Consider the following 26,079-nt stretch of genomic DNA (forward strand, 5'->3'; position numbering starts at 1 on the left):
ATGTCATTCACCGCACCCCGACACGGTCCGTGTCGTTGAGCGGGCAACGGATCGCGCTCAACCATGACAGGATCAGGAGGTGAGCTCAACCTCCTCCAGTGTGGCGCTGGTGGAAGAGCTGCAGGCCAGGGGGCGTGAGGTGGACGTGCTGGTCAACTCCGTCTGCACGCCCAATCCCGCCGCTCTCACCGAAGCCGCCCAACTCGACACAGAGCGTGACGACGGGCGGGTCCGTGGCCCGCTGCACGGCGTACCGGTCCTGATCAAGGACAACATCGACACCGCCGGCCTCGCGACCACCGCCGGTTCGCTGGCGCTGGCCGAGCAGCCACCGCCGCTGGACGACGCACCTCTGGTACGGCGGCTCCGCGAGGCGGGCTGCATCGTCCTGGGCAAGACCAACCTGAGCGAGTGGGCCAACTTCCGCGGTTCGTCGTCCTCCTCCGGCTGGAGCGCGTACGGCGGTCTCACGCGCAACCCGTATGCCTTGAACCGCTCCCCTGGTGGTTCCTCGAGCGGATCCGGCGTCGCGGTCGCCTCAGGGCTCGCGGACTACGCCATCGGCACCGAGACCAACGGCTCGATCGTCTGCCCGGCCGCTCTGAACGGAATCGTCGGTCTGAAGCCCACAGTGGGTCTCATTCCGCAGCAGGGCATCGTCCCGATCTCCCACTCACAAGACACGGCCGGTCCGATGACGAAGACCGTCACCCAGACCGCAGCACTGCTCACGGCCATGACCGGCGGCAGTACCGACTACACCGAGCACTGCCGCGGTGCGGACCTCAGCAACATCCGGATCGGCGTACCGCGCGGCCCGCTCTGGGGCTACTCGCTGGGCCTCGACAAGGTCACTGAACAGGCGCTGGAGATACTCAGCCGGTGCGGAGCCACCCTGGTCGACCACCTGTCGCTTCCGACCCCTGGTGGTGACGAAGACCAGCTCCACGTGCTGTCTCACGAGCTCAAGGTCGACATGGCGGCGTACCTGGCCACCCGTGCACCCGGCGGCCCCAAGACGCTGGACGACCTGATCGCATTCAACCGGGAGCACGCCGACACCGAGCTGCAATGGTTCGGCCAGGAGCTGTTCGAGCGAGCCGCAGCGACTGAGGGCCTGAGTTCACCGGTGTACGTCGCCGCCAGGCTGACCGCGATGCGGGCCGGCCGTGACGGCATCGACAACATGCTGCAGGACAACCAGCTCGACGCACTGGTCAGTCCGTCGTACTCGCCGGCGTGGGCCATCGACCTCGTCAACGGCGACCACGTCCTCGGCGGCTCGTCGTCGCACGCCGCACTGGCCGGCTATCCGCTGATCTCGGTGCCGTCCGGTTTGGTCGCCGGACTGCCGGTCGGGATCACCTTCAGCGGCACGGCGCGGAGTGACGCCACGCTCATTCGCTTGGCTCATGCCTTCGAAACCGCGAGAATCAAGGCTGACGGACCGTTCCCGAGCCCGGAGTTCACCCAGTGGGTCTAGATCGCGTCAGATGGGGCATCGTTGCTACCGGCAACATCTCGACCCAGTTCACGCAGGACCTGGGTCTACTCGCCGACGATGCCGTCGTCACGGCGGTCGCCTCCCGCTCCCAGGACAGCGCGGACCGGTTCGCCGCCGAGTTCGGCATCGAGAACGCGTACGACGACTACCGCCGGCTGATCGACGCCGGCACCGTCGACGTGATCTACATCGGTACGCCGCACACCCAGCACTACCCGATCGCCCGTACGGCGCTGCAGGCCGGGATCGCGGTCCTCTGCGAGAAGCCGGTCACGCTCACCGCCAAGCAGGCCCGTGACCTGATCGCGGTCGCCACCGACCACAAAACGCTGTTCGCCGAGGCGATGTGGATGCGGACCAACCCGGTCATCCAGGCGTTCTTCAAAGACCTCGAGAGCGGGGTGATCGGCGAGCCGCAGCAAGTGGTCGCGGACTTCGCCTTCCACAAGCCCTCACTGCCTGCCCGCCTGCTCGACCCCGCTCTCGGCGGCGGCTCGTTGATGGACGGCGGCATCTACCCGATGACGCTCGCCTACCTGGCGCTGGGCCGTCCGGCCGAGGTGAAGGCCGTCGGCTCGCTCAACGAGGACGGCGTCGATCTGAACGTCGCCATGGCCTGGCGCTACGACTCCGGCGCGGTTGCCGCGCTCACCTGCGGCCTGAAGTCGCAGAGTCCGTGGGTCGCGTCGGTCAGCGGTCCCGACGGCAGTCTGCAGCTGCCACACCGCTTCCACCACCCCGATTTCTACACGCGCACCACGGCTACAGGCAGTGAGCGGATCGACGTACCGACGCATGGCCGTGGGTACCACTACGAAGCGGCCGAGGTGATGCGTGCGTTGCGCAACGACCTGATCGAGGTCCCGGCTCTGCCTCACGCCGGCACGCTCGACATACTCGAACTGCTCGACGAGACCCGGAGCCAGATCGGGGTGCGCTACCCCGGTGACGACGACGATCTGAGTGGATGACATGTCTGACGGACGCAGTGCCTTCGTAGTGGTGGCCAACCGGCTCCCGGTCGACCGGATCGAGATGCCCGACGGCAGTACGGCGTGGCGCCGCAGTCCGGGCGGACTGGTCACCGCACTCGCGCCGGTGATGCAGCGGCACCACGGCGCCTGGATCGGCTGGACCGGTAGCGCCGACGAGAAGGTCGACCCGTTCGACAACGAGGGCATGCACCTGGTCCCGGTGATGCTGACGGCCGAGGACGTGCAGCTGTACTACGAGGGCTTCTCCAACGCGACGCTCTGGCCGCTGTACCACGACGTGATCGTCGCACCGGAGTTCCACCGTGAGTGGTGGGAGTCGTACGTCGCGGTGAACCGACGGTTCGCCGAGGCCGCCGCGGAGGCTGCCGACGACAACGCGGACGTCTGGGTGCACGACTACCAACTGCAGCTGGTCCCGGCGATGCTGCGCCGGCTGCGTCCCGACGTACGCATCGGGTTCTTCCTGCACATTCCGTTCCCGCCGACCGAGTTGTTCGCGCAGATGCCGTGGCGCCGGCAGATTCTGGACGGGCTGATGGGCGCGGACCTCGTCGGGTTCCAACGACCTGGTGCCGCGTCGAACTTCGCCCGCCTGGCCCGCAACCGGATGGGCCTGCGGACGCGCGGCGACCGCATCCACCTGCCCGACGACCGGATCGTCCGGGCCAAGGCGTTCCCGATCTCCATCGACGTCAGCGAGCTGGAGGACCTGGCCCGCCAGCCGGAGACCATCGCCCGCGCCGCCGAGATGCGCCAGGAGGTCGGCAACCCGGCGCACATCCTGCTGGGCGTGGACAGGCTCGACTACACCAAGGGCATCCGCCAGCGGCTCCGCGCGTTCGGTGAGCTCCTCGACGAGGGACGTGTCTCGGTCGACGACGCTGTGTTCATCCAGGTCGCCACACCGTCGCGGGAGCGCGTCGAGCAGTACCGCGTGCTCCGCGACGAGATCGAGCTGCTGGTCGGCCGGATCAACGGCGAGCACGGCCGGATCGGTACGCCGGCGATCAACTACCTGCACACGACGTACTCGCGCACCGAGATGGCCGCGCTGCTGCGAGCCGCGGACGTCGCGGTCGTGACCCCACTGCGCGACGGGATGAACCTGGTCGCCAAGGAGTACGTCGCCACCCGGTACGACGACACCGGCGCGCTCGTGCTGAGTGAGTTCGCCGGCGCCGCGGACGAGTTCCGGCAGGCGTTCCTGGTGAACCCGCACGACATCAACGGCATGAAGGACACGATCGTCGACGCGATGAACACCGACGAACGCCAGCTCGGCCGCCGGATGAAGGCGATGCGCAAGCACCTCGCCGCGCACGACGTGAACGTGTGGGCGATGAGCTTCCTGAAGGCCCTGCATGACGAAGACTGAGGGCGCCATCACCAACGGGGGCCGGATTCTCGCCCTCGATCTAGGTACGTCGTCGTCGCGCGGACTGGTGTTGTCCGCCGACACCGCCGCGCCGATCGCCGGCGCGCTCGCCCGGCACAAGATCACCCCCACGTACGGATCCGCCGGCTCCGCGACCTTGGATCTGCACGAGTACGTCGAGGGCCTGCTCGGCTGCCTCGACGAGCTGCAGCAGAACGGTCACCTGGACGAGATCGGCGCGATCGTGCTGTCATCGCAGTGGCACTCGATCGTTGCCCTCGACAACAACGGTCACGCCCAGACCCCCGTGATCACCTGGGCGGACACCCGGTCGGTGGATCTCGGCCTGCACCCGTCGTTCGACGAGAAGGCTTTCCACGCCCGGACCGGCACGTGGCTGCACCGGCTCTACTGGACGCGGCGGATCCCGTGGCTGCTGTCCACAGGCTCGCCGGCCGGCTTCGCGGGACTGCCCGACCTCGTGCTCGAGCGACTGACCGGCGAGCGCGTCACTTCGGTGTCGATCGCCTCCGGCACCGGGACGCTCGACCTGGCCAGCGGCCTGTACGACGAAGAGGCGCTGCAAATCGCGGGAGTCAAGGCCGACCAACTGCCACAGATCGTCCCGACCGGGTGGACCGGCACACTGTCCGCCGAGTACGGACGCCGCTGGCCCGGCCTCGTCGGTGTACCTGTGCATCCGCCGACCGGCGACGGCGCCGCGTCGAACGTCGGGACGGGCGGATACGACTCGGGGACCGCAGCGGTGACGGTTGGTACGTCGGCCGCCGTACGCGTGGTGCATCCGATCGACAATGCACCCGAGCTGCCGTGGGAGTTGTGGCGCTATCGGGTCGACGACAAGCGGGCCGTGACCGGGATGGCGTTCTCGGCCGCGGGCAACCTGCACTCGTGGCTGACCGGCGTACTGCAACTGGAGTCCGGCGCGCCCGGCGACGTACCGATCGGGTCCTCGCGGGTGATTGCAGTCCCGTTCATGGCCGGGACCAGGCCTCCGGCGACTGTGCCGAGCGGATCCGGGGTGTACTTCGGCCTCTCCTTCGACGACACCGCAGCGGACCTCCTGGCCGCATCGCTGCAGGGTGCCTCGCTGGAGGTCGATCGCGGGCTGCGAATGCTCGATGGATTGTTCGGGCGGCAGCTGGACGTCGTACTGGGTGGTGGCGGCATCGATGCATCCGAGTGGTGGCGCCGCTGCCTCACTGCGACGTTCGCACGCCCGACCACGGTCTGTGCGGAGGCCGAAGTCGGCGCGCGCGGCGCTGCGGCCGTGGCCCTCGGCCTTTCACCCGACCCGGGTGGTGAGCACCTCATCCCGGTTCAGTCCGAGGTCGACGCGGTTGCAGCGCTTCGGCCGCGCTACGAGGCGATGCGTGCGCTCGCCGTACAGGCGTCGACGATTTAGGTACCGCATTCGCAGTACGGCGAGGATACGGCCGCAGGACGACGCGACTGTCGATCCGAACACGTACTGTGAGGACATGGGTGCGCTGTCGCGGTGGTACCGGGGCCTACGAGTGCCGCCGGCGCTGTCGGAGTGCGCCCTGGCCGGGTTCATCCTTCTGCTCAATCTGATCCTGCTAGGCAAGCGACAGCATGATCACGTCGGGCCGACCGTCACGGGCATCGCGCTGTGCATCAATGCGGCCATCGGGATGCTGTTCCGGCGGAAGGCCCCGCTGCTCGCGCTCGGGATCACCACGGCCGCCGGGGTCGCGTTCGCGATCACCCAGCAGGTCAAGAGCCCGATCGGGCTCTTCATGGCTTGTGCGGCGTACACGGTCGTGATGCGCACCGATCGCCGGACGCGCACCGTCGCGATCATCCTGGTGGTCGCCAATACCGTGGTCGCGGCCGCCGTCTTCACCAACGGTGAGCTGCTCGCGAGCCTTTTCAACGGCGTGGTCGTGCTGTTCGGGGCCGCGATCGGCGAGGCGACCAGGTACCGGCGGGCGTATCTGCGCGAGCTGGAGGAACGGGCCGTCCGCGCCGAGCAGTCGCGGGACGAGGAAGCGCAGCGGCGCGTGATCGAGGAGCGGCTGCGGATCGCGCACGAGCTGCACGACGTGATCGCGCACCACATCGCTCTCATGAACGTCCAGGCCGGTGTCGCAGCGCACGTCTTGCGCGATCAACCGGACGAGGCGGAGCGTGCCCTGGCCCTGGTCCGGTCCGGCGGACGCACGGTCTTGCAGGAGCTCACAGTGCTGCTCGGCGTGCTCCGGCGTTCCGGCTCGCCGCTGCCGACCGCACCGACGCCGTCACTGCAGGAGTTGGGCGCGCTGATCGCATCGTTCACCGCGGCGGGCGTCAAGGTCGACTGGGCCGCGCCGGACGCCATCGGTGAGCTGCCAGAGGTCATTGAGCTGACTGCCTACCGGATCGTGCAGGAGTCGCTTACCAACGTGCTCAAACACGCACCGGGCGCCGCTGCGGACGTCCGCCTGGTGCGGCGCCGAGGAACGCTCACGATCGACGTCACCGACACCGGCGCCACGGGCGGTCTGAATCACAACAGCGCCGGCAATACCGGCCATGGTCTCGTCGGGATGCGCGAACGGGTCGCGGCCGTCGGCGGCGAGCTCTCGACCGGACCAGAGCCCGGCGGCGGGTTCGGCGTACATGCAGTTCTTCCTCTGGAGACGGGAGTGGTGAGTGACGATCCGGGTGCTGCTGGCCGACGACCAGACGCTGATTCGCAGCGGTTTCCGTGTATTGGTGAGCTCGGCGCCGGATCTGGAAGTCGTCGCTGAGGCGTCGAACGGCCGCGAGGCGGTCGAACGGGCCCGGACCGAGCGGGCCGACGTCGTCCTGATGGACATCCGAATGCCGGAGGTCGACGGCCTCGCGGCGACCCGGCTGATCACGGCCGACGAGGCGCTCGCCGGGGTCAAGGTCCTGATCCTGACGACCTTCGAGGTGGACGAGTACGTCTTCGACGCGATCCGGGCCGGGGCGAGCGGCTTCCTCGGCAAGAGCGTCGAACCGGACGAGCTGATCGACGCGATCCGGGTGGTCGCGCGCGGCGACGCGCTGCTGTCGCCCAAGGCGGTTCGCGGCCTGATGAACCGCTTCCTGACCGAACCACAGGCAGGCCAGGCCATCGGCCCGTCCGTTCTCGACGTACTGACCGAACGCGAGCGCGAGATCGTCGGTCTGGTCGCATTGGGCTTGTCGAACGAGGAGATCGCCGTACGACTCGTCCTTTCGCCATCCACCGCGAAGACTCACGTCAACCGGGCCATGGTGAAGCTCAACTGTCGTGACCGCGCGCAGCTGGTTGTGCTCGCTTACCAGACCGGGCTGGTCCGGCCGGGCACCGTCGTACCGCAAACGCAGTAGCCCGTACGGCGTGCGCAGTACGGGCAGATGTCCGCGATCAGGCGACGCCAGCGACAGAGCCGGGTCGGAAGCATCTGCTGCATGGCTATCTACCTGTATCGGCTCGGCCGGTTCGCGTTCCGACGGCGCCGGCTTGTGGTGTTCATCTGGCTCGGCCTCTTGGCCGCCGGCGCGGTCGGGGCGGTCACGTTGTCCGGTCAGACCTCGAACGGCTTCTCGATCCCCGGCACCGAGTCGCAGCGCGCGGCGGACCTCCTGCAGGAACGTTTCCCGCAGGCAGGTGCCGACGACGCCACCGCTCGAATCGTCTTCCAGGCTCCCGAGGGGCAGAAACTCGCCGACTCGCCACAGGTGAAGGCGACCCTGGATCGGATCGCCGCCGCGCCGCAGGTTGCGAGCGTTCTCGATCCCTTCACCGCCAAGGCGGTCTCGCCGGACGGCCGGACCGGATACGCGCAGGTGACCTACCAGGTTGGTGCGACCGACGTCACCCCGGAAGCGAAGGATGCCGTCGAGGCCGCGCTCGCTCCGGCTCGCGCGGCCGGGCTGACGGTCGAGTCCGGCGGTGACGCGTTGCAAGCCCAGGGCCAGCAGCCGCTGACCGAAGTCATCGGTCTCGGCGTCGCCGCCGTGGTCCTGCTGATCACGTTCGGATCGTTGATCGCGGCCGGCCTACCGTTGCTCTCGGCAATCATCGGGATCGGGATCGGGGTGACCGCGATCACGGCGGCGACGGGGTTCATCGAGATCGGGTCCGGGACGCCGATTCTCGCGCTGATGATCGGGCTGGCCGTCTCGGTGGACTATGCCCTGTTCATCATGTCCCGCTACCGGCATGAGCTGAGTAACGGGCTCGAGCCTGCTGAGGCCGTGGGACGGGCGGTCGGGACGGCGGGGTCCGCGGTGGTGTTCGCGGGGCTGACCGTGGTGATCGCGCTGGCCGGGCTGTTCGTGGTCGACATCCCGTTCCTGACCCAGATGGGGCTCGCGGCCGCGTTCACGGTCGTCATCGCGGTGGCGATCGCGCTCACGCTGTTGCCGGCGCTGCTCGGATTCGCCGGGCGCCGAGTCGTCGGCGGTCGGATCCCGGGATTGCGGTCGGGCGACCCGGAGCAGACCGGGCGAATCACCGCAGGGCGCCGCTGGGGACAGTTCGTCACCCGCCGACCGGTGGCGGTCTTGCTGGTTGCGGTCATCGGTCTCGGCGCGCTGGCATTGCCGGCGACCGATCTCCGACTGGGTCTGCCCGACGACAGCACGGCCGCTCCCGACTCCACTCAGCGCAAGGCGTACGACCTGCTGACCGAAGGCTTCGGGCCGGGATTCAACGGTCCGCTGATGGTGGTCGTCGACGCGGGTGCGTCCGCGGATCCACAGGCCGCCGCCACTGCGACAGCGACCGCCGTACGTGGTCTGCCTGACGTGACCCTAGTGGCCCCGCCGCGGTTCAACCCGGCCGGAAACACGGCATTGCTGACGGTCATTCCGTCCAGTGGGCCCAGCTCGGCGCAGACCGGCGACCTTGTCCAGGCGATCCGGTCGTTGCCGACCAGCGGCGGTAGCGAGGTGTCGGTGACTGGTTCCACCGCGGTCAGCATCGACATGTCGGACAAGCTCAGAGACGCGCTCGCGCCTTATCTGGCGTTGGTGGTCGGGCTCGCGTTCCTGCTGCTGATGCTCGTGTTCCGCTCGCTGCTGGTACCACTCAAGGCGACGCTCGGCTTCCTGCTCACGGTTGCGGCGACCTTCGGTGCGCTGGTCGCGGTGTTCCAGTGGGGTTGGCTGGCCGGGCTGTTCGGGATCGAGGGGCAGACCGGTCCGGTGATCAGCATGCTGCCGATCTTCCTGATCGGGGTGGTGTTCGGGCTGGCGATGGACTACCAGATCTTCCTGGTCACCCGGATGCGCGAGCAGTTCGTGCACGGTGACGAACCGCGCGCCGCCGTCGTCGGCGGTTTCTCCCACGGGGCCAGGGTGGTGACCGCAGCCGCGGTGATCATGACAGCGGTCTTCTCGGGCTTCATCCTCTCCGGCGAGACGCTGATCCGGGAGATGGGCTTCGGGCTCGCACTCGCCGTACTCATCGATGCCTTTGTGGTCCGGATGACGATCGTCCCCGCCGTGATGGCCCTCCTCGGCCGGCACGCGTGGTACCTCCCACGCTGGCTGGACCGCCTCCTCCCGAACATCGACATCGAAGGCGAGTCCCTCCGCCGTACCCTCACCACCCCCCGCGAACCCGAACTGGTCCACTAACCGCGCCAGGCCGACAGGAGCGATACTGGGAGACGCACATCCGGTGGAATACGTGGGAAATGAGGACTGGTCGAGGATGACTGAGACGACCGAGAGCAGCACGCCGAAGACGTCGACGCACGACACCGAGCCGAGCCCGAAGCTTCGGGAGTTCATGAACTCGGGGTGGGGCGACTCGGAGCGAGCGGACGTGACGCTGAGCGACGTCGGGGTATGGGCGGCGAAGCGGCGCGACGCGCTGTCGCAGGCGTTCCCCGGTGAGCGTCTCGTCATCCCGGCCGGTACCTACAAGGTCCGCTCGTACGACACAGATTTCGTGTTCCGGCCCCACACGGACTACGTCTGGCTCACCGGCAACCAGACCTCCGACGCCGTCCTGGTGCTCGAGCCGAACGGGACCAGCGGCCACGACCCGGTCCTGTACTTCCGGCCACGCTCCGACCGTTCCGCGGGCGAGGAGTTCTGGCGCGACCGGACGTACGGCGAGCTCTGGTCCGGCCGGCGTCCGTCCCTGGCCGAGACGTCCAAGGAGTTCGGCATCGAGACCCGGCACATCGACCGGCTCGCCGACGCGCTGAAGGGCGACGTCCAGACCCGGGTACGACGCGACGAGGACGTGTCGATCGCGTCACTGCTCAGTGGCGCGAAGACCGACGACCAGAAGGACCAAGAGCTGGCCGCGACGCTGTCCGAGCTGCGGTTGGTCAAGGATGCCTTCGAGCTCGAGCAGTTGCGGGACGCGGTCGCGATCACGCACCGCGGGTTCTCCGACGTCATCGCGGAGATGGACAAGGTTCGCCAGTACGGCGAACGCTGGATCGAGGGCACGTTCTGGCGCCGGGCCCGGGCCGAGGGCAACGACGTCGGCTACAGCTCGATCGCCGCGGCCGGACCGCACGCGACCACGCTGCACTGGATCGAGAACGACGGCCCGGTCGTCGACGGCACCCTGATGCTGCTCGACATGGGTGTGGAAAACCGTCAGCTCTACACCGCGGACATCACGCGCACGCTGCCGGTGAGCGGCGAGTTCACACCCCGCCAACGCGAGCTGTACCAGCTGGTCCTCGACGCCCAGAACGCCGGCATCGCTTCCCTGAAGCCTGGCGTGACCTTCCGGACCGCACACTTCGCCGCAATCGAGGTTCTGGTCCGCGGCCTGGACGCGATGGACCTCCTACCGGTCTCCGCCGAGGAGGCGCTGGACCCGGAAAGCATGCTCTACCAGCGCTACACCCTCCACGGCGTCAGCCACATGCTCGGCCTGGACGTCCACGACTGCGCCCAGGCTCGCACCGAGATCTACCGCCAAGGCCCGTTGAAGACCGGCTACGTCCTCACCGTCGAGCCCGGCCTCTACTTCCAACCCGACGACCTCACCGTCCCCGAAGACCTCCGAGGCATCGGCATCCGCATCGAGGACGACATCCTCATCACCGAAACCGGCGCCGAAAACCTCTCCGAAGCCATGCCCCGAACCCCCGAAGCCCTCCAATCCTGGATGGCCTCCTAACCGCCCCGCAGCGCCGCTGGCGGGTCGGGTGGCTCGAGTCGTGGATTTTGGCGCTGTTTGGCGCGTGTCGCCGACCCTGATCCACGACTCGATCCCGGCACCCGGCGCCGATCTCGGCATACGGCCGGGTTCGTCCGGATGGCGGGATTCGTGGGCAGGGAAGGGGGACGGGCCGGCCGGTGGATCAATCTGCCCGGATCACGGGGCCCAAGGCCCCGAACAGCCCTTACGGGCGGCGCGGACACCGACGGTGACTGCGGAGACGCCATGACATGTCCGCAGCCCCCGCCAGCGTATCTGCGCCACCGGATACCAACCGCCGGCACACCAGGACCAGACCAGTCAACACACCCGCTACTGCACGGTTCTGCACCGAACTAGGCCGGCCCGGGTCCACGCCGACTTCCCGGGTCCAGATCTCGGGCTCATAGCTCCCGCGGGATCCGCGTAGCGCGTCCTTCCCTTGGTCGCACCATCACGCAGCGGAGCCCGCGGACGACAGTCCCCCACAGGGCCCGACCCAACCACAGTCCGTCGCACCCGGCCCACCACATCCCCCGCGCCAACCACGTCGACGGGAACGACCGAATCTGCGCCCCCGCCGAAGGCGGCAAGAGAGCAGCCGCCGCGGAGCGGTGTCCGGTGGACCGTGCTTGAGGGGTTACCAGATGCGGACTCTGTCTTCTGGGGTTAGCCACATGCCGTCTGTGGGTTGGGTTTTGTAGGTTTGGTGGTAGGCGTCGATGTTCTTCACGACGGCCGTGCAGCGGAACTCTGGTGGGGAGTGGGCGTCGATCGCCAGGCGGCGGGCGGCTTCTTCGGGGCGGGTCTTGGTGGCCCAGACGCGGGCCCAGGAGACGAAGAAGCGCTCGGCTCCGGTCAGGCCGTCGATGACTGGCGGTTCGGCGCCGTCCAGGGAGAGCTCGTACGCGAAGTACGCGATCGACAAACCGCCCAGGTCACCGATGTTCTCGCCAAGGGTGAGCTTGCCGTTGACGTGTTGATCAGGCACCTCGGCCGGCACGAGAGCGTCGTACTGCGCGACCAGCTTGTCGGTGCGGTGCTCGAACGCGGCGCGATCCTCGTCGGTCCACCAGTTGTTCAGGTTGCCGGCGCCGTCGTACTGCGAGCCCTGGTCGTCGAAGCCGTGCCCGATCTCGTGCCCGATGACGGCACCGATCGCGCCGTAGTTGACCGCGTCGTCGGCATCCAGGCCGAAGAACGGCGGTTGCAGGATCGCGGCCGGGAAGACGATCTCGTTCATCCGGGGGTTGTAGTACGCGTTCACCGTCTGCGGTGTCATCCGCCACTCGGTCCGGTCCACCGGCTTGCCGAGCTTGGCCAGGTCCCGCTCGGTCTCGACCTCGACCGAACGGCGCACGTTGCCGACCAGGTCGGTGGGGTCGATCTCGAGAGCGTCGTACGACTTCCAGACGTCCGGATAGCCGATCTTGGGCACGAACGTGCCAAGCTTCTCCAACGCCCGCTGCCTGGTGTCCGGTCCCATCCAGTCGAGCGCTTCGATCCGCTGCCGGTACGCCTCGACCAGGTTGTTCACCAGCTCGAGCATCCGGGCCTTGCCGGCCGGCGGGAAATGCTCGGCGACATACAGCTTGCCGAGCGCCTCACCCAGCGCGGACTCGACCGTCCCGACCCCACGCTTCCACCGCTCGCGCAGCTCAGGCGCACCGGTCAGCGTCTTGCCGTAGAAGGCGAAGTTCTCGTCGACGAACGCCCGGCTCAGCAGCGGCGCCGCGGTGTGCACGATCCGCCAGCTCAGCCACTCCTTCCACCGGTCGAGCTCGATCTCCTGAAGGATTCCGGCGGCCGCGGTCAGGAAGTCCGGCTCGCGAACGACGACCTGGTCGAAAGCGTTCTCCGGTACGCCGGCGCCCTCGAGCCACCGGGTCCACTCGAACCCAGGCGTCAGCGCGTCCAGCCCGGCCCGGTCTAGCTTGTTGTAGGTCAGCTTGACGTCACGGTCCTTCACCCGATCCCAGTGCGCACCCGCGACTCTGGTCTCCAGCTCCATCACCCGCTGCGCGGCACCGGCCGGATCGGAGACCCCAGCCAGCTCGAGCATCCGCGTGACGTGCGCGACGTACGCCGTACGCACCTCTGCGAAACTGTCTTCGCGGTAGTAGGACTCGTCCGGCAGGCCCAGCCCGCCCTGCATCAAATGGACGATGGTCTCGTCGGAACTCTTGGCGTCCGCGTCGACCCAGTAGTGGAAGACGGCGGACACGCCCTGCAGCTCGAGCTGACCGATGACCGAGACCAGCCCGGACAGGTCCTCGACCCCACGAACCAGCGCGAGCTGGTCGGCGATCGGCTCGGCGCCGAGGCTCTCGATCCGCTCCTCGTCCATGAAGCTGGTGTAGAGGTCGGCGATCTTGCGCGCCTCACTGCCCGCGGGGTGCCCGGCCGCGACGGCCTTCTCGACGATCGCGCGGACATCCTGCTCGGCCTCGTCCCGGAGCACATGGAAGGCGCCGTGGATGGGCTTGTCCGCGGGAATCTCGTGCGCGTCGAGCCAAGGGCCGTTCGCGTACAGGTACAGGTCGTCCTGCGGCCGCACCGTCGTGGACAGACTCGAAGTATCGATTCCTGCTGTCATCCGTGCCCCTTGTCCCGTGTCGGATTGCTGTCTGCGAACATACCCGTTCGCCGCCGGCCCCGTGATGAACTATCCACAGGCCCAACCCGTTGAGCCCAGCAAGAAGAATCACCGGATCAGGAGGACCCGCCCATGTCGCACCTCGTCCGCCGGCTCACCACGCTGATCGGCGTCCCGGCTCTGATGCTGGGTTTGGTGAGTACGTCGGCTGCCACGGCCGCCCCATCGACGACGACCAACCCGACCGCTTTCCCGACCCGGATCGAACTCCCGGCCGGTTTCCAGCCCGAAGGCATCGCGATCGACGGAGGTACGGCGTACCTCGGCTCCCGCGCGAACGGCGACATCTACGCCGCCGATCTGAAGACCGGCACCGGCAAGGTGATCAGCACCGGGCCGGGCACCGGCTCGCTGGGGATGAAGGTGGACGGCTCCGGCCGGCTGTTCGTCGCCGGTTCGGGCGGCGGCAACGGTCGGGTGATCGACACCCGCACCGGGAAGGTGCTCGCGAGCTACACGTTCACCACAGCGACGCCAACATTCGTGAACGACGTGATCCTGGGTAAGGACGCGGCGTGGTTCACCGACTCGCAGCAGCCTGTGTTCTACAAGGTCCCGTTCGGCCGCCACGGAAAGCTGCCCGCCAACGCTGAGACCATCCCGCTGTCCGGCGACTATCAGCACACCCCAGGCGCGATCAACGCCAACGGCATCTCGCTCACCCCGGACGGCCGTGCCCTGATCATCGTGCAGTCGTCGACCGGCTTCCTGCTCCGGGTGGACCCGAAGACCGGAGTCGCCCGGCGGATCGATATCGGCAACACCGTGATGACGAACGGCGACGGCCTGCTGCTGATCGGACGGACCCTGTACGTCGTCCAGAACCGCTCGAACCAGATCTCCGTCGTGACCCTCAATTCGGCGGGGACCAAGGGCACTGTGGTCCGTGTGGTCACCAGCACGGACTTCGACGTCCCGACGACCGCCGCGGCCTTCGGGGACCGGCTCTACCTGCCGAACGCCCGGTTCAACACCCCGCCGACACCGACCACGCCGTACTGGATCAGCGCAGTGTCGGCGACCACCAAGCCGATCAAGCACGCGGTCGACGAGGGCGAGTGCGACAAGATCCGGTTCTTACCCAGTAACAGCTAGTCAGGACACCCTGCGGAGGTTGCCTCGGGCTGCGGCCTTGAGGCGACTTCCGCAGGAGAGGCGGACGGAGTAGGCGGCCGGGATCGAGAGCGGCTCACCGGTCTGCGGGTTGCGGCCGGTACGCGGCGCTCGCAGCACCCGCTCGATGCTCAGCAGGCCGGTCAGCGACACCTTGTTGCCCTGCTGCACGGCCTCGGTGACGACGTCGCCCAGGGCGTCGAGAACCTTCTCGGCCTGGTTCCGCGGGATGCCCGCCTTCTGCGCCACCTCGGCGACCAACTCGTTGCGGTTCACGGGCTCTCCTCAGATTCGACTCAGACTCGGTTCAGATGCGGAAAAACCTTCCGAGCGGCACCTTAACCAAAATGATTGTCGTTAGCGAGAAGCATCCGCATTCCGGTCACCCCGGACAGACTGGGAACTTCCGCACCGGGATGACCGTCGTTCAGAGCCCGTCGCGATCGTGCCAGTGGTGCTGCCACCGGGCGTCGATCGCGTCGTCCGCCCGTTGGTACCGGATGTCGGTCGACAGCCGCAGCTCAGCCGACACGTTGTCCAGAGCGGCGTGAATCGTGTGGGCGGTGTGAATGACCACGTCACCGGCCGCATAGTCGGTGACCAGCCAGTTCGCGTCGTACTGCTCGGCCAGACTGGGCAGGTCGGCGGTCATGGACGCCGCAGGTCGTTTCAGCCGCCCGGCAGCCTCCTCAGCAAGCACTCGTTGGTGGCTGCGCTCCAGATAGGTCAGTCCGCCGCGAGCGACCGGACAGTCACCGAGTGGGATCCAGGCTGACAGCACCTGGTCGCTACCCTCCCGGAGGTACAGCAAGTCGTAGTGCGCCTGAGTCGCCGTACCGATGCCGTTCTCGCCTGGTGCCGTCTGCCGGATGATCTTCCGACGATGCAGGAACGGCTCCCCGCCCAGGAACCACTCGAACCACCCCTTGAGCGCCGGCTGCGCGCAGAACGCCGCGTACTCCGCCCCCGGCACTATCTGCTCGAAAAGCACCTGCCGGTACGACGCTCTGTCGCTCAGCCCGCCGGTCAGCCCGAGGTAGTACTCGCGGAAGCCGCGCACCACCGCGGGATCCAGCAACCCGGTCAGAAACAGATACCCGGCCTTCCTCAGCCGCGCCCGCAACGCAGCGCGATCGGCACGCTCCTGCGCAGGCACCGGGACAAGCTCACCCAGCCGCCGCTCATCAAGCAGATACCCATTGGAAGTCAGCACCGCTCCAGTTCACCCTGCAGCAACCACAGGCGGAATGGACACTCGCGACCGACTTCTTGGACTCTTGTGCCATGGCGGATTGGTCGATCTACCTGACCCCTGGCGCAACCGAGCAGCAACTTGGACTCTTCTGCCTGGGCGCCGGAGAGCAGCTCAGCCCGCCCGGCCCGGTCCCGGAGCGAGCACTCGGCTGCCACGCGCTGGTCTGGCTCAAACAAGGACGCGGTCAGCTTCTGCACGGTCCAGACCGTCAGCTGTACGACGTCCACGGGCCGGCCATGATCTACCTCTACCCCGGCGTCCTGCATGGATACCGTCCAACCACGAGCTGGCGCCAGAGCTGGACACTCTTCAGCGGTCCAGCGACCGGAGCACTCACCACTCTCGGCCACCTGAACCAGCCCGTACGCCGGTACTCCGATCCACGACCGATCGACCGGGCCTTCAGCCGCCTGCTCCGCGTCAGTGAGACACGTGACGCCGTACAGACCATTGCGGCGCTCTATGACCTCATCGCAACGGCCGCGCCCGCACCCACCGACGACGTAACCGTACAGCTGGCCGAGCTCGCGTGCTCACCGCTCAGCGTTCCGGAGTACGCCGCCGCGCTCGGACTGACCGTCAAGGAGCTGCGTGAGGCAGTTCGTCGTACCACTGGCTCCACGCCGCAGGAACTGGTTTTGACCACCAGACTGAACACCGCGAAGAGTCTGCTGGCCGAGGAGGACCTGACCGTCGCAGCGGTGGCCCGGCGGGTCGGGTACGACGATGCCGCCTACTTCACCCGTTTGTTCACCGCCCGGGTCGGGGTCTCGCCGCGCGCGTTCCAGCGGTTTGGTTCGGTGTCCGGGCCGATTTCCTCCTTCCGGAGGAGGCGGGATCTACTTTCCGACCGGTAAAACCATTCAGTGGGGTGACGTGCGCGGGCACTGGGCACCTATACCGTCATGGCTATGAGTGAAACGCAGCCCATCGACCCGCGCCCAGCGACCAGACGCCCGAAGAAGCGGCGGAACTGGTTCCTGCGGACCGTCGGACTGATCGTCCTGTTGTTCATCCTGATGCTGGTCGTCGTCCCGCTCTACGCCTGGAGCCGGATGGACAAGATCGATGCGATGCCGACCGGCGCCCGTCCGGCCGATACACCGGGAACGACATACCTGATGGTCGGCTCGGATGCCCGCGAGGACCTCACCCGGGCCGAGCGCGCGCGGCTGCACACCGGCGGGGACGCCGGGCCGCCACGGACCGACTCGATCATGCTGATGCATGTGCCCGAGTCCGGCCCGACGGTGCTGATCAGCATCCCGCGTGACAGCGCGGTCAACATCCCTGGTGTGCAAGGCAAGCAGAAGATCAACGCGGCCTTCAACAAGGGCCCGGCGCTGCTGATCCAGACCATCGAGAACACCACCGGACTGCGCATCGACCACTACGTCGAGGTCGGGTTCGGCGGGTTCGCCTCGGTCATCGACAGCATCGGCGGCATCAACATGTGCTTGCCCAAGGCAATGAAAGATGCGGACGCGCACATCAACCTGCCGGCCGGCTGCCAGAATCTCGACGGCGTGAACGCGCTCGGCTACGTCCGATCACGGCACGCCGACGGCAACAACGACTTCGGCCGGGTGGAGCGGCAGCGCGCGATGGTCGGTGCGGTCGCGAAGAAGGCGAGCTCGCCGTCCACGTTCCTGAACCCGATCCGCTACTACAACGTCGCCACCAAGGGCGTCGACGCGCTGACGGTCGACAAGGACATGAGCCTGTTCGACTTCATCGGCTTCGCCCGCGGCATGCGTGCTGTGTCGGGCAGCGGCGGCATCACCTTGACCGTCCCGATCAGCAGTGACCACTACGACCTCGGCAACAATCGGGGCGTCGCCGTGAAATGGGACACCGCCAAGGCACTGGCTCTGTTCAACGCCATCAAGGCCGACAAGACGTCGGGTCTGAAGAGCAGTTGATGAAGCTGGACGACGTGGCCGGACTGCGGTTCAACTACACCGTGGTCGGATCGACCCGGTACGACGAGACGCCGCAGGGGTACCACCGGCTCGAGCAGCGCAGCCGGATCGGCGCGGGCAGTGAGGTATTCGCCCGCGCCGGTCAGGCGTTGCTGAACTGGCGCATGCATCGGGCAGCCGGTTTACCGATCACCGCGACCGACACGCCCCCGACGATCGGTACGAACGCCCTCGGCCGCGCCGGCGCCGGCATCCTGATCGGTCGGCTCCGCACGATCTCCCCACTGGGCGTCCTGGGGCTGCCGATCCCGTGCCGCGTCGTCTGGACTGTCGACGAGCCGGACCGCGTCGGCTTCGCGTACGGGAGCCTCGAAGGGCACCCGGAGGCCGGTGAGGAGTCCTTTGTGGTCACCCGCGAGCCAGACGGCATCTACTTCACCATCCGCGCCTACAGCCGGGCTGCGGCTTGGTACACCCGCCTCGCCGGACCTGCCGGCCGCAAAGCCCAGCAGTACGCCGCCAGCCGCTATGCCAGCGCGTTGAGAAGGCTAGCCACCCAGTAACAGAGCAAAGGAAACGAAGGAAAGAATGGAGTTGCTGGGGCGCGTGGCGGGCTCGGTGCGTAAGTGCGGGCAGCCTGTGGTTGGCCTGCCGGGAATGCGACGACCGCGGTGCGTGAGAGATCGGGGCTGTCGAGGACGCTCGCTGAATGAGCGGTCCTCCCTCGCATGCGGTGAGCCGGTGCACTCCTCGCCCGGCGACCATGGGGTTATGCGGCCCCGCAATGCTCATACCGTTGCGGGGCCGCGACCTTTGTACCGTGCGTGCCAAGACCCAGGGTTGAGCGACACGCGAACACCGGACGACAACCCGGGATGCATCCGTCGGCGTCGTACTGCGAAACTGTGGCGGGTGAGCGCGAAGACGTTGACGGATCTGGTGGCGCCGGACTGGGCCGAGGCCCTGCAGCCGGTCGAGGACACGGTCGCGAAGATGGGTGAGTTCCTGCGCGCGGAGATCGCGGCGGGTCGGCCGTATCTCCCCGCGGGTGAGAACGTGCTGCGCGCGTTCAAGAGCCCATTGCAGCAGGTGAAGGTGCTGGTGGTCGGCCAGGACCCCTACCCGACCCCAGGCCATCCAGTGGGATTGAGCTTCTCGGTCGCACCCGACGTACGACCGATCCCGCGGAGCCTCGCCAACATCTACCGCGAGCTGATGGCGGACGTCGGCGTACCTGCGCCCTCGAACGGCGACCTGACGCCGTGGGCCGAGCAAGGCGTGCTGATGCTCAACAGAGTGCTCACTGTCCAGCCGGGCAAGTCGGGAGCGCACCGCGGCAAAGGCTGGGAGACCGTCACCGAGCAGGCCATCCACGCGCTGGTGAACCGGGGTGGCCCGCTGGTCGCGATCCTCTGGGGACGTGACGCCCAGACGCTCAAGCCGATGCTCGGCAGCACGCCGTACGTCGAAAGCGCGCACCCGAGCCCGATGTCCGCCGACCGTGGCTTTTTCGGCTCCCGCCCGTTCAGCCGCGTCAACGCACTCCTGGTCGAGCAAGGCGCTACCCCGATCGATTGGCGCCTGCCTTAGCGCGCGGAGTACTTAGGGCACTCTGAGGGGCATGACCCGTTTTGTCATCGATGCACCCACCCTTCTGCACCTGGTCGATGGTGACCTGACCGTCGATCCGGCTCATCAACTGGTCGCTCCCAGCGCCATCCGCTCGGAGGCCCTCGAACTGCTATTGACCGATGTCCGCGCCGGCCGCCGGACCGAGCCGGACGCACGGCGGCTGCACACCCGGATGACCGAGCTGAAGATCCGCACCCTCGGGGACCGGATGTCCCGCTGGACCGCCTGGAAGGTCGCCCGCGAGCAGGACTGGGACACCCTTCGCGACGCGGAGTACCTGGCCGTCGCGAAACTCCAGGCAGACGCGCTCGTCAGCGTCGATCCGGAACTCGTCCGGAAAGCCTCCGGCGTCGTCCCCATTGCACCCCTGGACGACCTACTTCGGCCGTAAGAGAAGTTTGTTCGAATGATGCATTGCAGGATCGTTCAACAATCTCTTATGGTGGCCGGACAATCCGTCCCCGGGAGGAACCATGTGGGTTCTGCTCGCCATCGCCGTGGTCGTCGTCGGCTTCGCACTCCGGCTGAACTCGATGCTGGTCGTCACCGCCGCCGGTATCGTGGCCGGCCTGATCGGCGGCCTGTCACCGGTCAAGATCCTGGATACCTTCGGCCAGGGCTTCGCCGGCAGCCGATCCGTCACGATCTTCATCGTCGCCTTACCCGTGATCGGGCTGATCGAGCGGTACGGGCTGCAGGACCAGGCCCGCAAGCTGATCAGCAAGCTGAAGGTCCTCACCACCGGCCGGTTGCTCGCCCTCTACCTGCTGATCCGGCAAGGTACGGCGGCGCTCGGCCTGACCAGCATCGGTGGGCCCGCGCAGACGGTCCGGCCGCTGATCTACCCGATGGCCGCCGGTGCGGCCGAGCGTCGCTACGGCACGCTGACCGAGAAGACGCGGGAGAAGATCAAGGGCTTCGCTGCCAGCTCCGACACGGTCGGCCTGTTCTTCGGTGAGGACATCTTCGTCGCGATCGGTTCGATCCTGCTGATCACCGGCTTCGTGGACACGACGTACGGGCTGCACCTCGAAGCGATCGACATCGCGCTCTGGGCCATCCCGACCGCCATCTGCGCGCTCCTGATCCACGGCGGCCGGCTCCTGTTGCTCGATCGGCAGCTCGACAAGCTGGCCGAGCAGAGCAAGACCGAGACCGAGGAGGTGGCGCAGTGATCAAGGTCGAGTGGTTCTACTGGCTCTGCGGCATCTTCTTCGTCCTGATCGCCCTCCAGGTCGTCAACGACCGCACGAACCCCAAGCGCATCGGCAGCGCCGCGTTCTGGGGCATCCTCGGCCTCTCCTTCGGCTACGGCACGTTCGTGGTGAACAAGACGGCCCCGGCCTGGCTGCTCGGCATCGCGGTGATCGGCCTGGCCGTGCTGGCCGGCTCCGGCTTTCCCGGCCGGGGGAAGGAGCAGACGACCACTCCGGAAGAGCGGATCCGGTTCGCCGACCGGTTCGGCAACAAGTTGTTCCTGCCGGCGTTGGTGATCCCGGTCGTCGCGGCGATCTTCGCCGCCTGGCTGGCGAAGGTGAAGCTGGGTGACGGCAAGCTACTGCTGCAGTCCGGTTCGGCCACGATCATCGGCCTCGGCGTCGCATCGCTGCTGGCGCTGGTGGTTGGGATGGCATTGCTTCGGCCGAGGTCCCCCGCCGTACCGCTGCACGAGGGTCGCCGACTACTCGAACACATCGGCTGGGCCGCGATTCTGCCGCAGATGCTCGCCACGCTCGGCCTGTTGTTCACCGCCTCCGGTGTCGGCAAAGCGGTCGGCCGGGTCACCGATCACCTGGTCCCGAAGGGCTCGCTGATCGCCGCGGTCGCGCTGTACTGCATCGGGATGGCGGTCTTCACGATCATCATGGGCAACGCGTTCGCCGCGTTCCCGGTGATGACGACCGCGGTCGGGTGGCCGCTGCTGGTGCAGCAGTTCGACGGTTCGCCGGCGATCGTGTTCGCGGTCGGCATGCTGGCCGGCTTCTGCGGAACCCTCTGTACGCCGATGGCCGCCAACTTCAACCTGGTCCCCGCCGCATTGCTCGAGATGAAGGATCAGTACGGCCCGATCAAGGCCCAGATCCCGACCGCAATCCCCTTGCTCGCCTGCAACATCGCGATCATGTACGTCTTCGCCTTCTAGAAGGAGATCCATGAAGTACGCCGCTGCCTGGGCCGAGATCGCTTGTGCGGTGCTCGAAACCCTGTACCCGTACGGCGCCGCGCACGCCTCGCAGAATGCGAACGACGTGGACGTGACGCCGGACCGGTTGCATCCGGCCTTCCACGGTTCCTACGACTGGCACTCCAGCGCGCACATGCAGTGGTCCCTGGTCCGGCTGCTGACACTGGCCCCGGACCAGGCCGGACCGCGACCGATCGAGATCCTCGACCGGCGGCTCACCCCGGAGGCGATCGCGACGGAGGCGGCGTACCTGAGCGAGCGTCCGTCGTACGAACGCCCGTACGGCTGGGCCTGGGCTGCGATGCTCGCCGCCGCCGCGCAGGGTCGGTACGACCTCGGTCCACTGGCCGATGTCATCGCCGACCTCGTCCTCGGCTGGCTGCCACGCCAGGCGTATCCCGTCCGTCACGGCGTCCACCTCAACAGCGCCTTCGCACTCGCACTGCTTTTGGAGGCGTACGACGACCTCGGCCGCGCGGATGTGGTCGACGCGATCCGAAGCCGCGCGGTCGAGTGGTTCGGTGGCGACACCAACTACGACACGAGGTTCGAGCCCTCAGGTACGGACTTCCTCTCACCGGCGTTGAGCGAGGCCGAGCTGATGCGCCGCGTACTCCCGGATGACGAGTTCGGCCCGTGGCTTACAGCGTTCCTGCCCGGCCTGGGTACGACGGCTCACGCGCACCTGCTCGATGTGCCGGCCACTGACGACTCCGGCGACGGACAGCTCGCGCACCTGTCCGGGCTGGCGTTGTCGCGGGCCTGGCAGCTCCGAACGATCGCACCGGCGCTACCCGACGTTGCCGACGTACTGCGTGCCGGCGCGGACCGTCAGGTGGAGGCGGTCATCCCGACAGTGACCCACGGCGACTTCATGTCGACGCACTGGCTGGTGTCGTTCGCCCTCCTGGCTGACCAGGCGTAGACACCCCGGACCAGCTCCGCCACAGCTGCGCATAGCGTCCACCGCCGGCGAGCAGCGACTCGTGCGTACCCGACTCGACCACCCGCCCGTGGTCGAGCACAATGATCCGATCGGCCTGCTGTGCTTGAGTCAACCGGTGTGCGACGACCAGCGTCGTACGTCCCTCGGTTGCAGCGATGCTGGCCCGCTCAAGCTCCCGCGCACCCGCACTACCGGCCTCAGCGGTCGCCTCGTCCAGTACGGCGATTGGTGGGTCGGCCAGCACCAGGCGAGCAAACGCGACCTGCTGTGCCTGCGCACCGGTCAACGGATGCCCGTTCTCCCCGACAACAGTCCCCAGACCATCCGGCAGCGCACGCACCCAGGCCAAGGCGCCCACCCGCTCCAACGCGCGCTCGACCTGAGCATCCGTGGCGTCCGGCCGAGCCAGTCGCACGTCGTCCGCCAGCGAACCGGAGAACACATGCACCTCCTGGCTCAACAGCGCCACCTGCTCCCGAGTCCGATCCTCACCGAGCGCAGCGACATCCACTCCACCCAGCTTGACCACACCGGCGGTCGGAACGAGCACACCGGCCGCAATCGCAGCCAGGGTGGTCTTTCCGGCGCCACTCGCGCCGACCAGCGCCACCCGCTCACCTGGTTCGAGCCGTAGCGACACGTCGGACAGCACCTCGGGTCCGTCGTACGTGTGGCTGATCCCTTCCAGGTCCAGCGACGAGTCCGCCGGAGCAGGACCCGCAGGCGGCTCAGGGATCGGCTCGATCTCGAGTACGCCGGCCAGCCGGGCAAGGCCCGCACCAGCGGTCTGGATCTGGTCGAACTCCATCAGTACGACGTTGACCGGGTTGAACAACCGGTGGAAGTACAGCGCGGCCGCGGTCACCGCACCAATGCTCACCTGATCCGCGCGGACGAGGAAGAACCCGGTCACCAGGATCGAGGTCAGCCCGAGGAACTCGGCGTGGTTGATCCGCATCGAGAAGAAGCTGAACAGCTTGAAGACATGGATCGAGATGTCCCGCGCCTTGGCCGAGGTGACACTGATCTTCTCCAGCTGACGATCCTCCAGCTGGTAAGCCCGCACCGTCGCACTGCCGCGGAGGGACGCGATGATCGCCTCAGACCGCTCTCCGAGCGCGACCCGCTCCTGGCGGTAGTACGGCGCCGACCGCCGCAGGTACCACCGCAGCGCCGCGACGTAGAGAGGGACGGCCAGCAACCCGGCCAGACCGAGCCGCCAGTCCAGGGCGAACATGCCGACCACGGTGAGCAGGATCGTCAACATCGCACCCAGCACAGCCGGTCCGACCTCGGTCAGCGCAGACGCGACCGATGCGACGTCGTCACCGACTCGGGAGAGCAGATCGCCCATCCGGACCTTCTCCAGCACCGGTGCGGGCAGCTGGAGCGCCCGGTCCAACACCTTCTCGCGGATCCGCGCCAGCACGGTCTCACCGACCCGCGCGACCAGCGTCACCCCAAGCGCAGTCAGTGCGCCGGCCAGCAGCGCAGCCACGCCGATGAGGAGCACGACCTTCACGATCGCCGTGTTGTCGGCGCCACCGGAGACGTCGTCCACCAGCACACCGAGCGCCCAAGGAGCGACCAGACCGGCCGCACTGGCGCCAGTGATCACCAGCGCGGCAACAACCGACAGCACCGGCTGCCGCCGAATCTCTTGCCACAACACAGCCCACGTCGCGCGCGGTCCGGCAATGGGGAGCAGGTTCATCGCAGCACCGCCTCCTGGTACGCCGAGTCACGCGCGGCGAGCTCCGCATGGATGCCCTCGGCAACCACCGCACCGGCCGCGATCACGACCACCCGGTCCATCTTGCCCAGCAACGCCGGGCTGCTCGTCAACACCAGCGTGGTCAGCCCGGACCGCTCCTCAGCCAGCCCCTCCGCCAGCAATTCCTCCGTCACGGCGTCAACCGCCGTACTCGGGTCGTGCAGCACCAGGACTGGCGGCTGAGCAAGGAGTGCGCGAGCCAGCCCGAGCCGTTGCCGCTGCCCACCGGACAGCGACTGACCGCGGTCGGCCAATGGACGGTCGAGCTCCTCGATCAGGTCCGCAGCGCCTGCAGCCGTCATCACCCGGTCCAGCGACGGGGACTCGACGAGCAGATTGCTCCGCAGCGTTCCCTCGAACAGGTCCGTCTCGTGTTGCTCCAACAGGACGGTCTGCCGCAGTACGTCGATGTCGAGCTCGTCGATCGGCGTACCGCCAACACGCAGCACACCGGCGTGTTCAGGTGCTCGACCGGCTACAACCGTCAGCAACGCATCGGCGTCTCGTGGGTCGTAACACAGCACGCCCACGGACTCCCCCGGTCGCAGCGTCAGATCCACTGCGGACAAGGACTTATAGGACACCCCGTCCAGCTCTAGCAGCGGCTTCGAGGCGTCCAACGTTGTAGCAGTACCGCTGACGACAAGCGGCGGAGAAGACAGAACAGAAGCCAGCCGCTCGGCCGATGCGCGGGACGTAGCGAGGACCTGGCTGGCATACCCAAGCGTCCCGACCGGCTCGGCGACGAACTGCGCCAGACCGACCACGGTGATCAGCTCGCCGATCGTGATCTGTCCGTTCAACGCGAACCACCCCGACACCCCAGCAACAGCCGCGAGCAAGAGTCCGCTCAGTGCGGTCGTCACACCATCCTGCAGGCCGGCCGTCGTGGCCGCACGCAGCGTCGCCTGCAGAGTGGTCTCGCTGGACCGTCGGTAGCGCGCGGCCGCGTTGTGCTGCGCCCCGATCCCCCGCAGGGTCCGCAGCCCGCCGACCAGGTCGGTAGCCAGGGCGGTCGTCTGCGCCACCGCCTGCTGCTGGCTGGACGTACGACGAGTCAGCAGCGGCGACAACGCCTGGATCCCCAGCACCAGCAGCGGTACGCCGATGAGCACGCCAAGCCCGAGTGGTACGTCGACCAGCAGCAACGACACCGACGACACTATCAACGCCGTACCAGCTGCACAGCCGATCGAGACGGCCCGCATGATCAACGCGGTCCGCTCAGCGTCGGACGTCGCGATCGACAACAGCTCTCCGGACCGCAGCCCAGTGGTGTGACCGCGTGGGTCCATCACTCGTTGCGCGATCTCCAGTCGGAGCATGTGGGTCTCGTACTCGATCGCACGCACGATCTGCCGCGCACCGGTCTTCCATGCGTTCGACAGCACGGCGAACAGCACGATCATCATCAGCACACACCACAGCAGCGGACGCACCTCGCCGGTCGACACAGCCCGGTCCACGAAGATGCCGATCGCCACCGGCACGGCCGCCTCGGTCGCTTGATGCAGCGACAGCACCAGGACCCCAGCGATCATCCGGCCCCGATGCCGTCGGATCGCGCGC

The 26,079-nt window shown here is 67.6% G+C and carries 22 protein-coding genes; 17 read left to right on the plus strand and 5 right to left on the minus strand.

The annotated features are described in order from the left end of the window. Nucleotides 1-79: 79 nt before the first annotated feature. The 8 genes from ACWF4Z_RS12710 to ACWF4Z_RS12745 all read left to right on the plus strand — a co-directional run bounded on the left by ACWF4Z_RS12710 (nucleotide 80) and on the right by ACWF4Z_RS12745 (nucleotide 11,006). A complete protein-coding gene (locus ACWF4Z_RS12710) occupies nucleotides 80-1,483 on the plus strand; it encodes an amidase (RefSeq protein WP_452243143.1) in 1,404 nt (467 codons plus the stop codon). Next, nucleotides 1,474-2,475 (plus strand): Gfo/Idh/MocA family protein, encoded by a 1,002-nt coding sequence (locus ACWF4Z_RS12715; protein WP_452243144.1) that lies wholly within the window; start codon nucleotides 1,474-1,476, stop codon nucleotides 2,473-2,475. The genes ACWF4Z_RS12710 and ACWF4Z_RS12715 overlap by 10 nt, the downstream gene beginning before the upstream one ends. Continuing rightward, nucleotides 2,468-3,874: an alpha,alpha-trehalose-phosphate synthase (UDP-forming) gene (locus ACWF4Z_RS12720; protein WP_452243145.1), complete on the plus strand. Its 1,407-nt coding sequence runs from the start codon at nucleotides 2,468-2,470 to the stop codon at nucleotides 3,872-3,874. Before ACWF4Z_RS12715 ends, ACWF4Z_RS12720 begins: the two co-directional genes overlap by 8 nt. Next, nucleotides 3,861-5,300 carry an FGGY family carbohydrate kinase gene (locus ACWF4Z_RS12725; RefSeq protein WP_452243146.1) on the plus strand — a complete coding sequence of 480 codons (1,440 nt, stop codon included), beginning with the start codon at nucleotides 3,861-3,863 and terminating at the stop codon, nucleotides 5,298-5,300. The genes ACWF4Z_RS12720 and ACWF4Z_RS12725 overlap by 14 nt, the downstream gene beginning before the upstream one ends. A 76-nt stretch (nucleotides 5,301-5,376) precedes the next feature. Next, on the plus strand, nucleotides 5,377-6,648 hold the full coding sequence (locus tag ACWF4Z_RS12730; RefSeq protein WP_452243147.1) for a sensor histidine kinase: 1,272 nt from the start codon (nucleotides 5,377-5,379) through the stop codon (nucleotides 6,646-6,648). Continuing rightward, complete coding sequence (locus ACWF4Z_RS12735; RefSeq protein WP_452243148.1) at nucleotides 6,551-7,237, plus strand: response regulator; 687 nt, start codon at nucleotides 6,551-6,553, stop codon at nucleotides 7,235-7,237. The genes ACWF4Z_RS12730 and ACWF4Z_RS12735 overlap by 98 nt, the downstream gene beginning before the upstream one ends. An 81-nt stretch (nucleotides 7,238-7,318) precedes the next feature. Continuing rightward, nucleotides 7,319-9,493: an MMPL family transporter gene (locus ACWF4Z_RS12740; protein ID WP_452243149.1), complete on the plus strand. Its 2,175-nt coding sequence runs from the start codon at nucleotides 7,319-7,321 to the stop codon at nucleotides 9,491-9,493. Between the two features lie 76 nt (nucleotides 9,494-9,569). Then, nucleotides 9,570-11,006, plus strand: coding sequence for an aminopeptidase P family protein (locus tag ACWF4Z_RS12745; RefSeq protein WP_452243150.1), 1,437 nt, complete (start codon nucleotides 9,570-9,572; stop codon nucleotides 11,004-11,006). A 661-nt stretch (nucleotides 11,007-11,667) separates the two neighbouring features. On the opposite strand, the gene ACWF4Z_RS12750 is transcribed toward ACWF4Z_RS12745, so the two are convergent. Further along, nucleotides 11,668-13,623 carry a M13 family metallopeptidase gene (locus tag ACWF4Z_RS12750; RefSeq protein ID WP_452243151.1) on the minus strand — a complete coding sequence of 652 codons (1,956 nt, stop codon included), beginning with the start codon at nucleotides 13,621-13,623 and terminating at the stop codon, nucleotides 11,668-11,670. Between the two features lie 132 nt (nucleotides 13,624-13,755). Between ACWF4Z_RS12750 and ACWF4Z_RS12755 the strand changes: the two genes are divergently transcribed. Beyond that, nucleotides 13,756-14,778, plus strand: a complete 1,023-nt coding sequence (locus ACWF4Z_RS12755; RefSeq protein WP_452243152.1) for an SMP-30/gluconolactonase/LRE family protein — start codon at nucleotides 13,756-13,758, stop codon at nucleotides 14,776-14,778. Here ACWF4Z_RS12755 and ACWF4Z_RS12760 read toward each other — a convergent pair whose 3' ends face one another. Both ACWF4Z_RS12760 and ACWF4Z_RS12765 read right to left on the minus strand, forming a co-directional pair. Continuing rightward, nucleotides 14,779-15,072 carry an HU family DNA-binding protein gene (locus ACWF4Z_RS12760; RefSeq protein ID WP_452243153.1) on the minus strand — a complete coding sequence of 98 codons (294 nt, stop codon included), beginning with the start codon at nucleotides 15,070-15,072 and terminating at the stop codon, nucleotides 14,779-14,781. It abuts the gene before it with no gap. Between the two features lie 151 nt (nucleotides 15,073-15,223). Beyond that, nucleotides 15,224-16,009 (minus strand): phytanoyl-CoA dioxygenase family protein, encoded by a 786-nt coding sequence (locus ACWF4Z_RS12765; RefSeq protein WP_452243154.1) that lies wholly within the window; start codon nucleotides 16,007-16,009, stop codon nucleotides 15,224-15,226. A gap of 71 nt (nucleotides 16,010-16,080) precedes the next feature. On the opposite strand from ACWF4Z_RS12765, the gene ACWF4Z_RS12770 reads away from it, so the two are divergent. The 8 genes from ACWF4Z_RS12770 to ACWF4Z_RS12805 all read left to right on the plus strand — a co-directional run bounded on the left by ACWF4Z_RS12770 (nucleotide 16,081) and on the right by ACWF4Z_RS12805 (nucleotide 22,715). Further along, entirely contained in the window at nucleotides 16,081-16,908 is an 828-nt protein-coding gene (locus tag ACWF4Z_RS12770; RefSeq protein ID WP_452243155.1) for a helix-turn-helix domain-containing protein, read from the plus strand. A 54-nt stretch (nucleotides 16,909-16,962) separates the two neighbouring features. Then, a complete protein-coding gene (locus ACWF4Z_RS12775) occupies nucleotides 16,963-17,973 on the plus strand; it encodes an LCP family protein (RefSeq protein ID WP_452243156.1) in 1,011 nt (336 codons plus the stop codon). Next, complete coding sequence (locus tag ACWF4Z_RS12780) at nucleotides 17,973-18,536, plus strand: DUF1990 family protein (protein WP_452243157.1); 564 nt, start codon at nucleotides 17,973-17,975, stop codon at nucleotides 18,534-18,536. Before ACWF4Z_RS12775 ends, ACWF4Z_RS12780 begins: the two co-directional genes overlap by 1 nt. Nucleotides 18,537-18,885: 349 nt before the next feature. Beyond that, a complete protein-coding gene (locus ACWF4Z_RS12785; RefSeq protein WP_452243158.1) occupies nucleotides 18,886-19,563 on the plus strand; it encodes a uracil-DNA glycosylase in 678 nt (225 codons plus the stop codon). A gap of 31 nt (nucleotides 19,564-19,594) precedes the next feature. Next, nucleotides 19,595-19,996, plus strand: a complete 402-nt coding sequence (locus ACWF4Z_RS12790; RefSeq protein ID WP_452243159.1) for a type II toxin-antitoxin system VapC family toxin — start codon at nucleotides 19,595-19,597, stop codon at nucleotides 19,994-19,996. 82 nt (nucleotides 19,997-20,078) lie between these two features. Beyond that, nucleotides 20,079-20,780 (plus strand): DUF969 domain-containing protein, encoded by a 702-nt coding sequence (locus ACWF4Z_RS12795; protein WP_452243160.1) that lies wholly within the window; start codon nucleotides 20,079-20,081, stop codon nucleotides 20,778-20,780. Further along, nucleotides 20,777-21,748, plus strand: coding sequence for a DUF979 domain-containing protein (locus ACWF4Z_RS12800; RefSeq protein WP_452243161.1), 972 nt, complete (start codon nucleotides 20,777-20,779; stop codon nucleotides 21,746-21,748). Before ACWF4Z_RS12795 ends, ACWF4Z_RS12800 begins: the two co-directional genes overlap by 4 nt. A gap of 10 nt (nucleotides 21,749-21,758) precedes the next feature. Further along, nucleotides 21,759-22,715: a DUF2891 family protein gene (locus ACWF4Z_RS12805; protein WP_452243162.1), complete on the plus strand. Its 957-nt coding sequence runs from the start codon at nucleotides 21,759-21,761 to the stop codon at nucleotides 22,713-22,715. Here the strand turns inward: ACWF4Z_RS12805 and ACWF4Z_RS12810 are convergent. After that, nucleotides 22,663-24,450 (minus strand): ABC transporter ATP-binding protein, encoded by a 1,788-nt coding sequence (locus ACWF4Z_RS12810; protein WP_452243163.1) that lies wholly within the window; start codon nucleotides 24,448-24,450, stop codon nucleotides 22,663-22,665. The two genes, ACWF4Z_RS12805 and ACWF4Z_RS12810, sit on opposite strands and share 53 nt — an antisense overlap. After that, a complete protein-coding gene (locus ACWF4Z_RS12815; RefSeq protein ID WP_452243164.1) occupies nucleotides 24,447-26,051 on the minus strand; it encodes an ABC transporter ATP-binding protein in 1,605 nt (534 codons plus the stop codon). The genes ACWF4Z_RS12810 and ACWF4Z_RS12815 overlap by 4 nt, the downstream gene beginning before the upstream one ends. Nucleotides 26,052-26,079 lie beyond the last annotated feature (28 nt).

Source organism: Kribbella sp. NPDC055071, from assembly GCF_053608045.1.

Bases quoted from the DNA above. Each gene is read 5' to 3' on its own strand.
- ACWF4Z_RS12725 (WP_452243146.1), top strand. From the start codon at position 3,861: ATGACGAAGACTGAGGGCGCCATCACCAACGGGGGCCGGATTCTCGCC.
- ACWF4Z_RS12730 (WP_452243147.1), top strand. From the start codon at position 5,377: ATGGGTGCGCTGTCGCGGTGGTACCGGGGCCTACGAGTGCCGCCGGCG.
- ACWF4Z_RS12740 (WP_452243149.1), top strand. From the start codon at position 7,319: ATGGCTATCTACCTGTATCGGCTCGGCCGGTTCGCGTTCCGACGGCGC.
- ACWF4Z_RS12745 (WP_452243150.1), top strand. From the start codon at position 9,570: ATGACTGAGACGACCGAGAGCAGCACGCCGAAGACGTCGACGCACGAC.
- ACWF4Z_RS12750 (WP_452243151.1), bottom strand. From the start codon at position 13,623: ATGACAGCAGGAATCGATACTTCGAGTCTGTCCACGACGGTGCGGCCG.
- ACWF4Z_RS12755 (WP_452243152.1), top strand. From the start codon at position 13,756: ATGTCGCACCTCGTCCGCCGGCTCACCACGCTGATCGGCGTCCCGGCT.
- ACWF4Z_RS12770 (WP_452243155.1), top strand. From the start codon at position 16,081: ATGGCGGATTGGTCGATCTACCTGACCCCTGGCGCAACCGAGCAGCAA.
- ACWF4Z_RS12775 (WP_452243156.1), top strand. From the start codon at position 16,963: ATGAGTGAAACGCAGCCCATCGACCCGCGCCCAGCGACCAGACGCCCG.
- ACWF4Z_RS12780 (WP_452243157.1), top strand. From the start codon at position 17,973: ATGAAGCTGGACGACGTGGCCGGACTGCGGTTCAACTACACCGTGGTC.
- ACWF4Z_RS12790 (WP_452243159.1), top strand. From the start codon at position 19,595: ATGACCCGTTTTGTCATCGATGCACCCACCCTTCTGCACCTGGTCGAT.
- ACWF4Z_RS12795 (WP_452243160.1), top strand. From the start codon at position 20,079: ATGTGGGTTCTGCTCGCCATCGCCGTGGTCGTCGTCGGCTTCGCACTC.
- ACWF4Z_RS12805 (WP_452243162.1), top strand. From the start codon at position 21,759: ATGAAGTACGCCGCTGCCTGGGCCGAGATCGCTTGTGCGGTGCTCGAA.
- ACWF4Z_RS12810 (WP_452243163.1), bottom strand. From the start codon at position 24,450: ATGAACCTGCTCCCCATTGCCGGACCGCGCGCGACGTGGGCTGTGTTG.
- ACWF4Z_RS12815 (WP_452243164.1), bottom strand. From the start codon at position 26,051: ATGATCGCTGGGGTCCTGGTGCTGTCGCTGCATCAAGCGACCGAGGCG.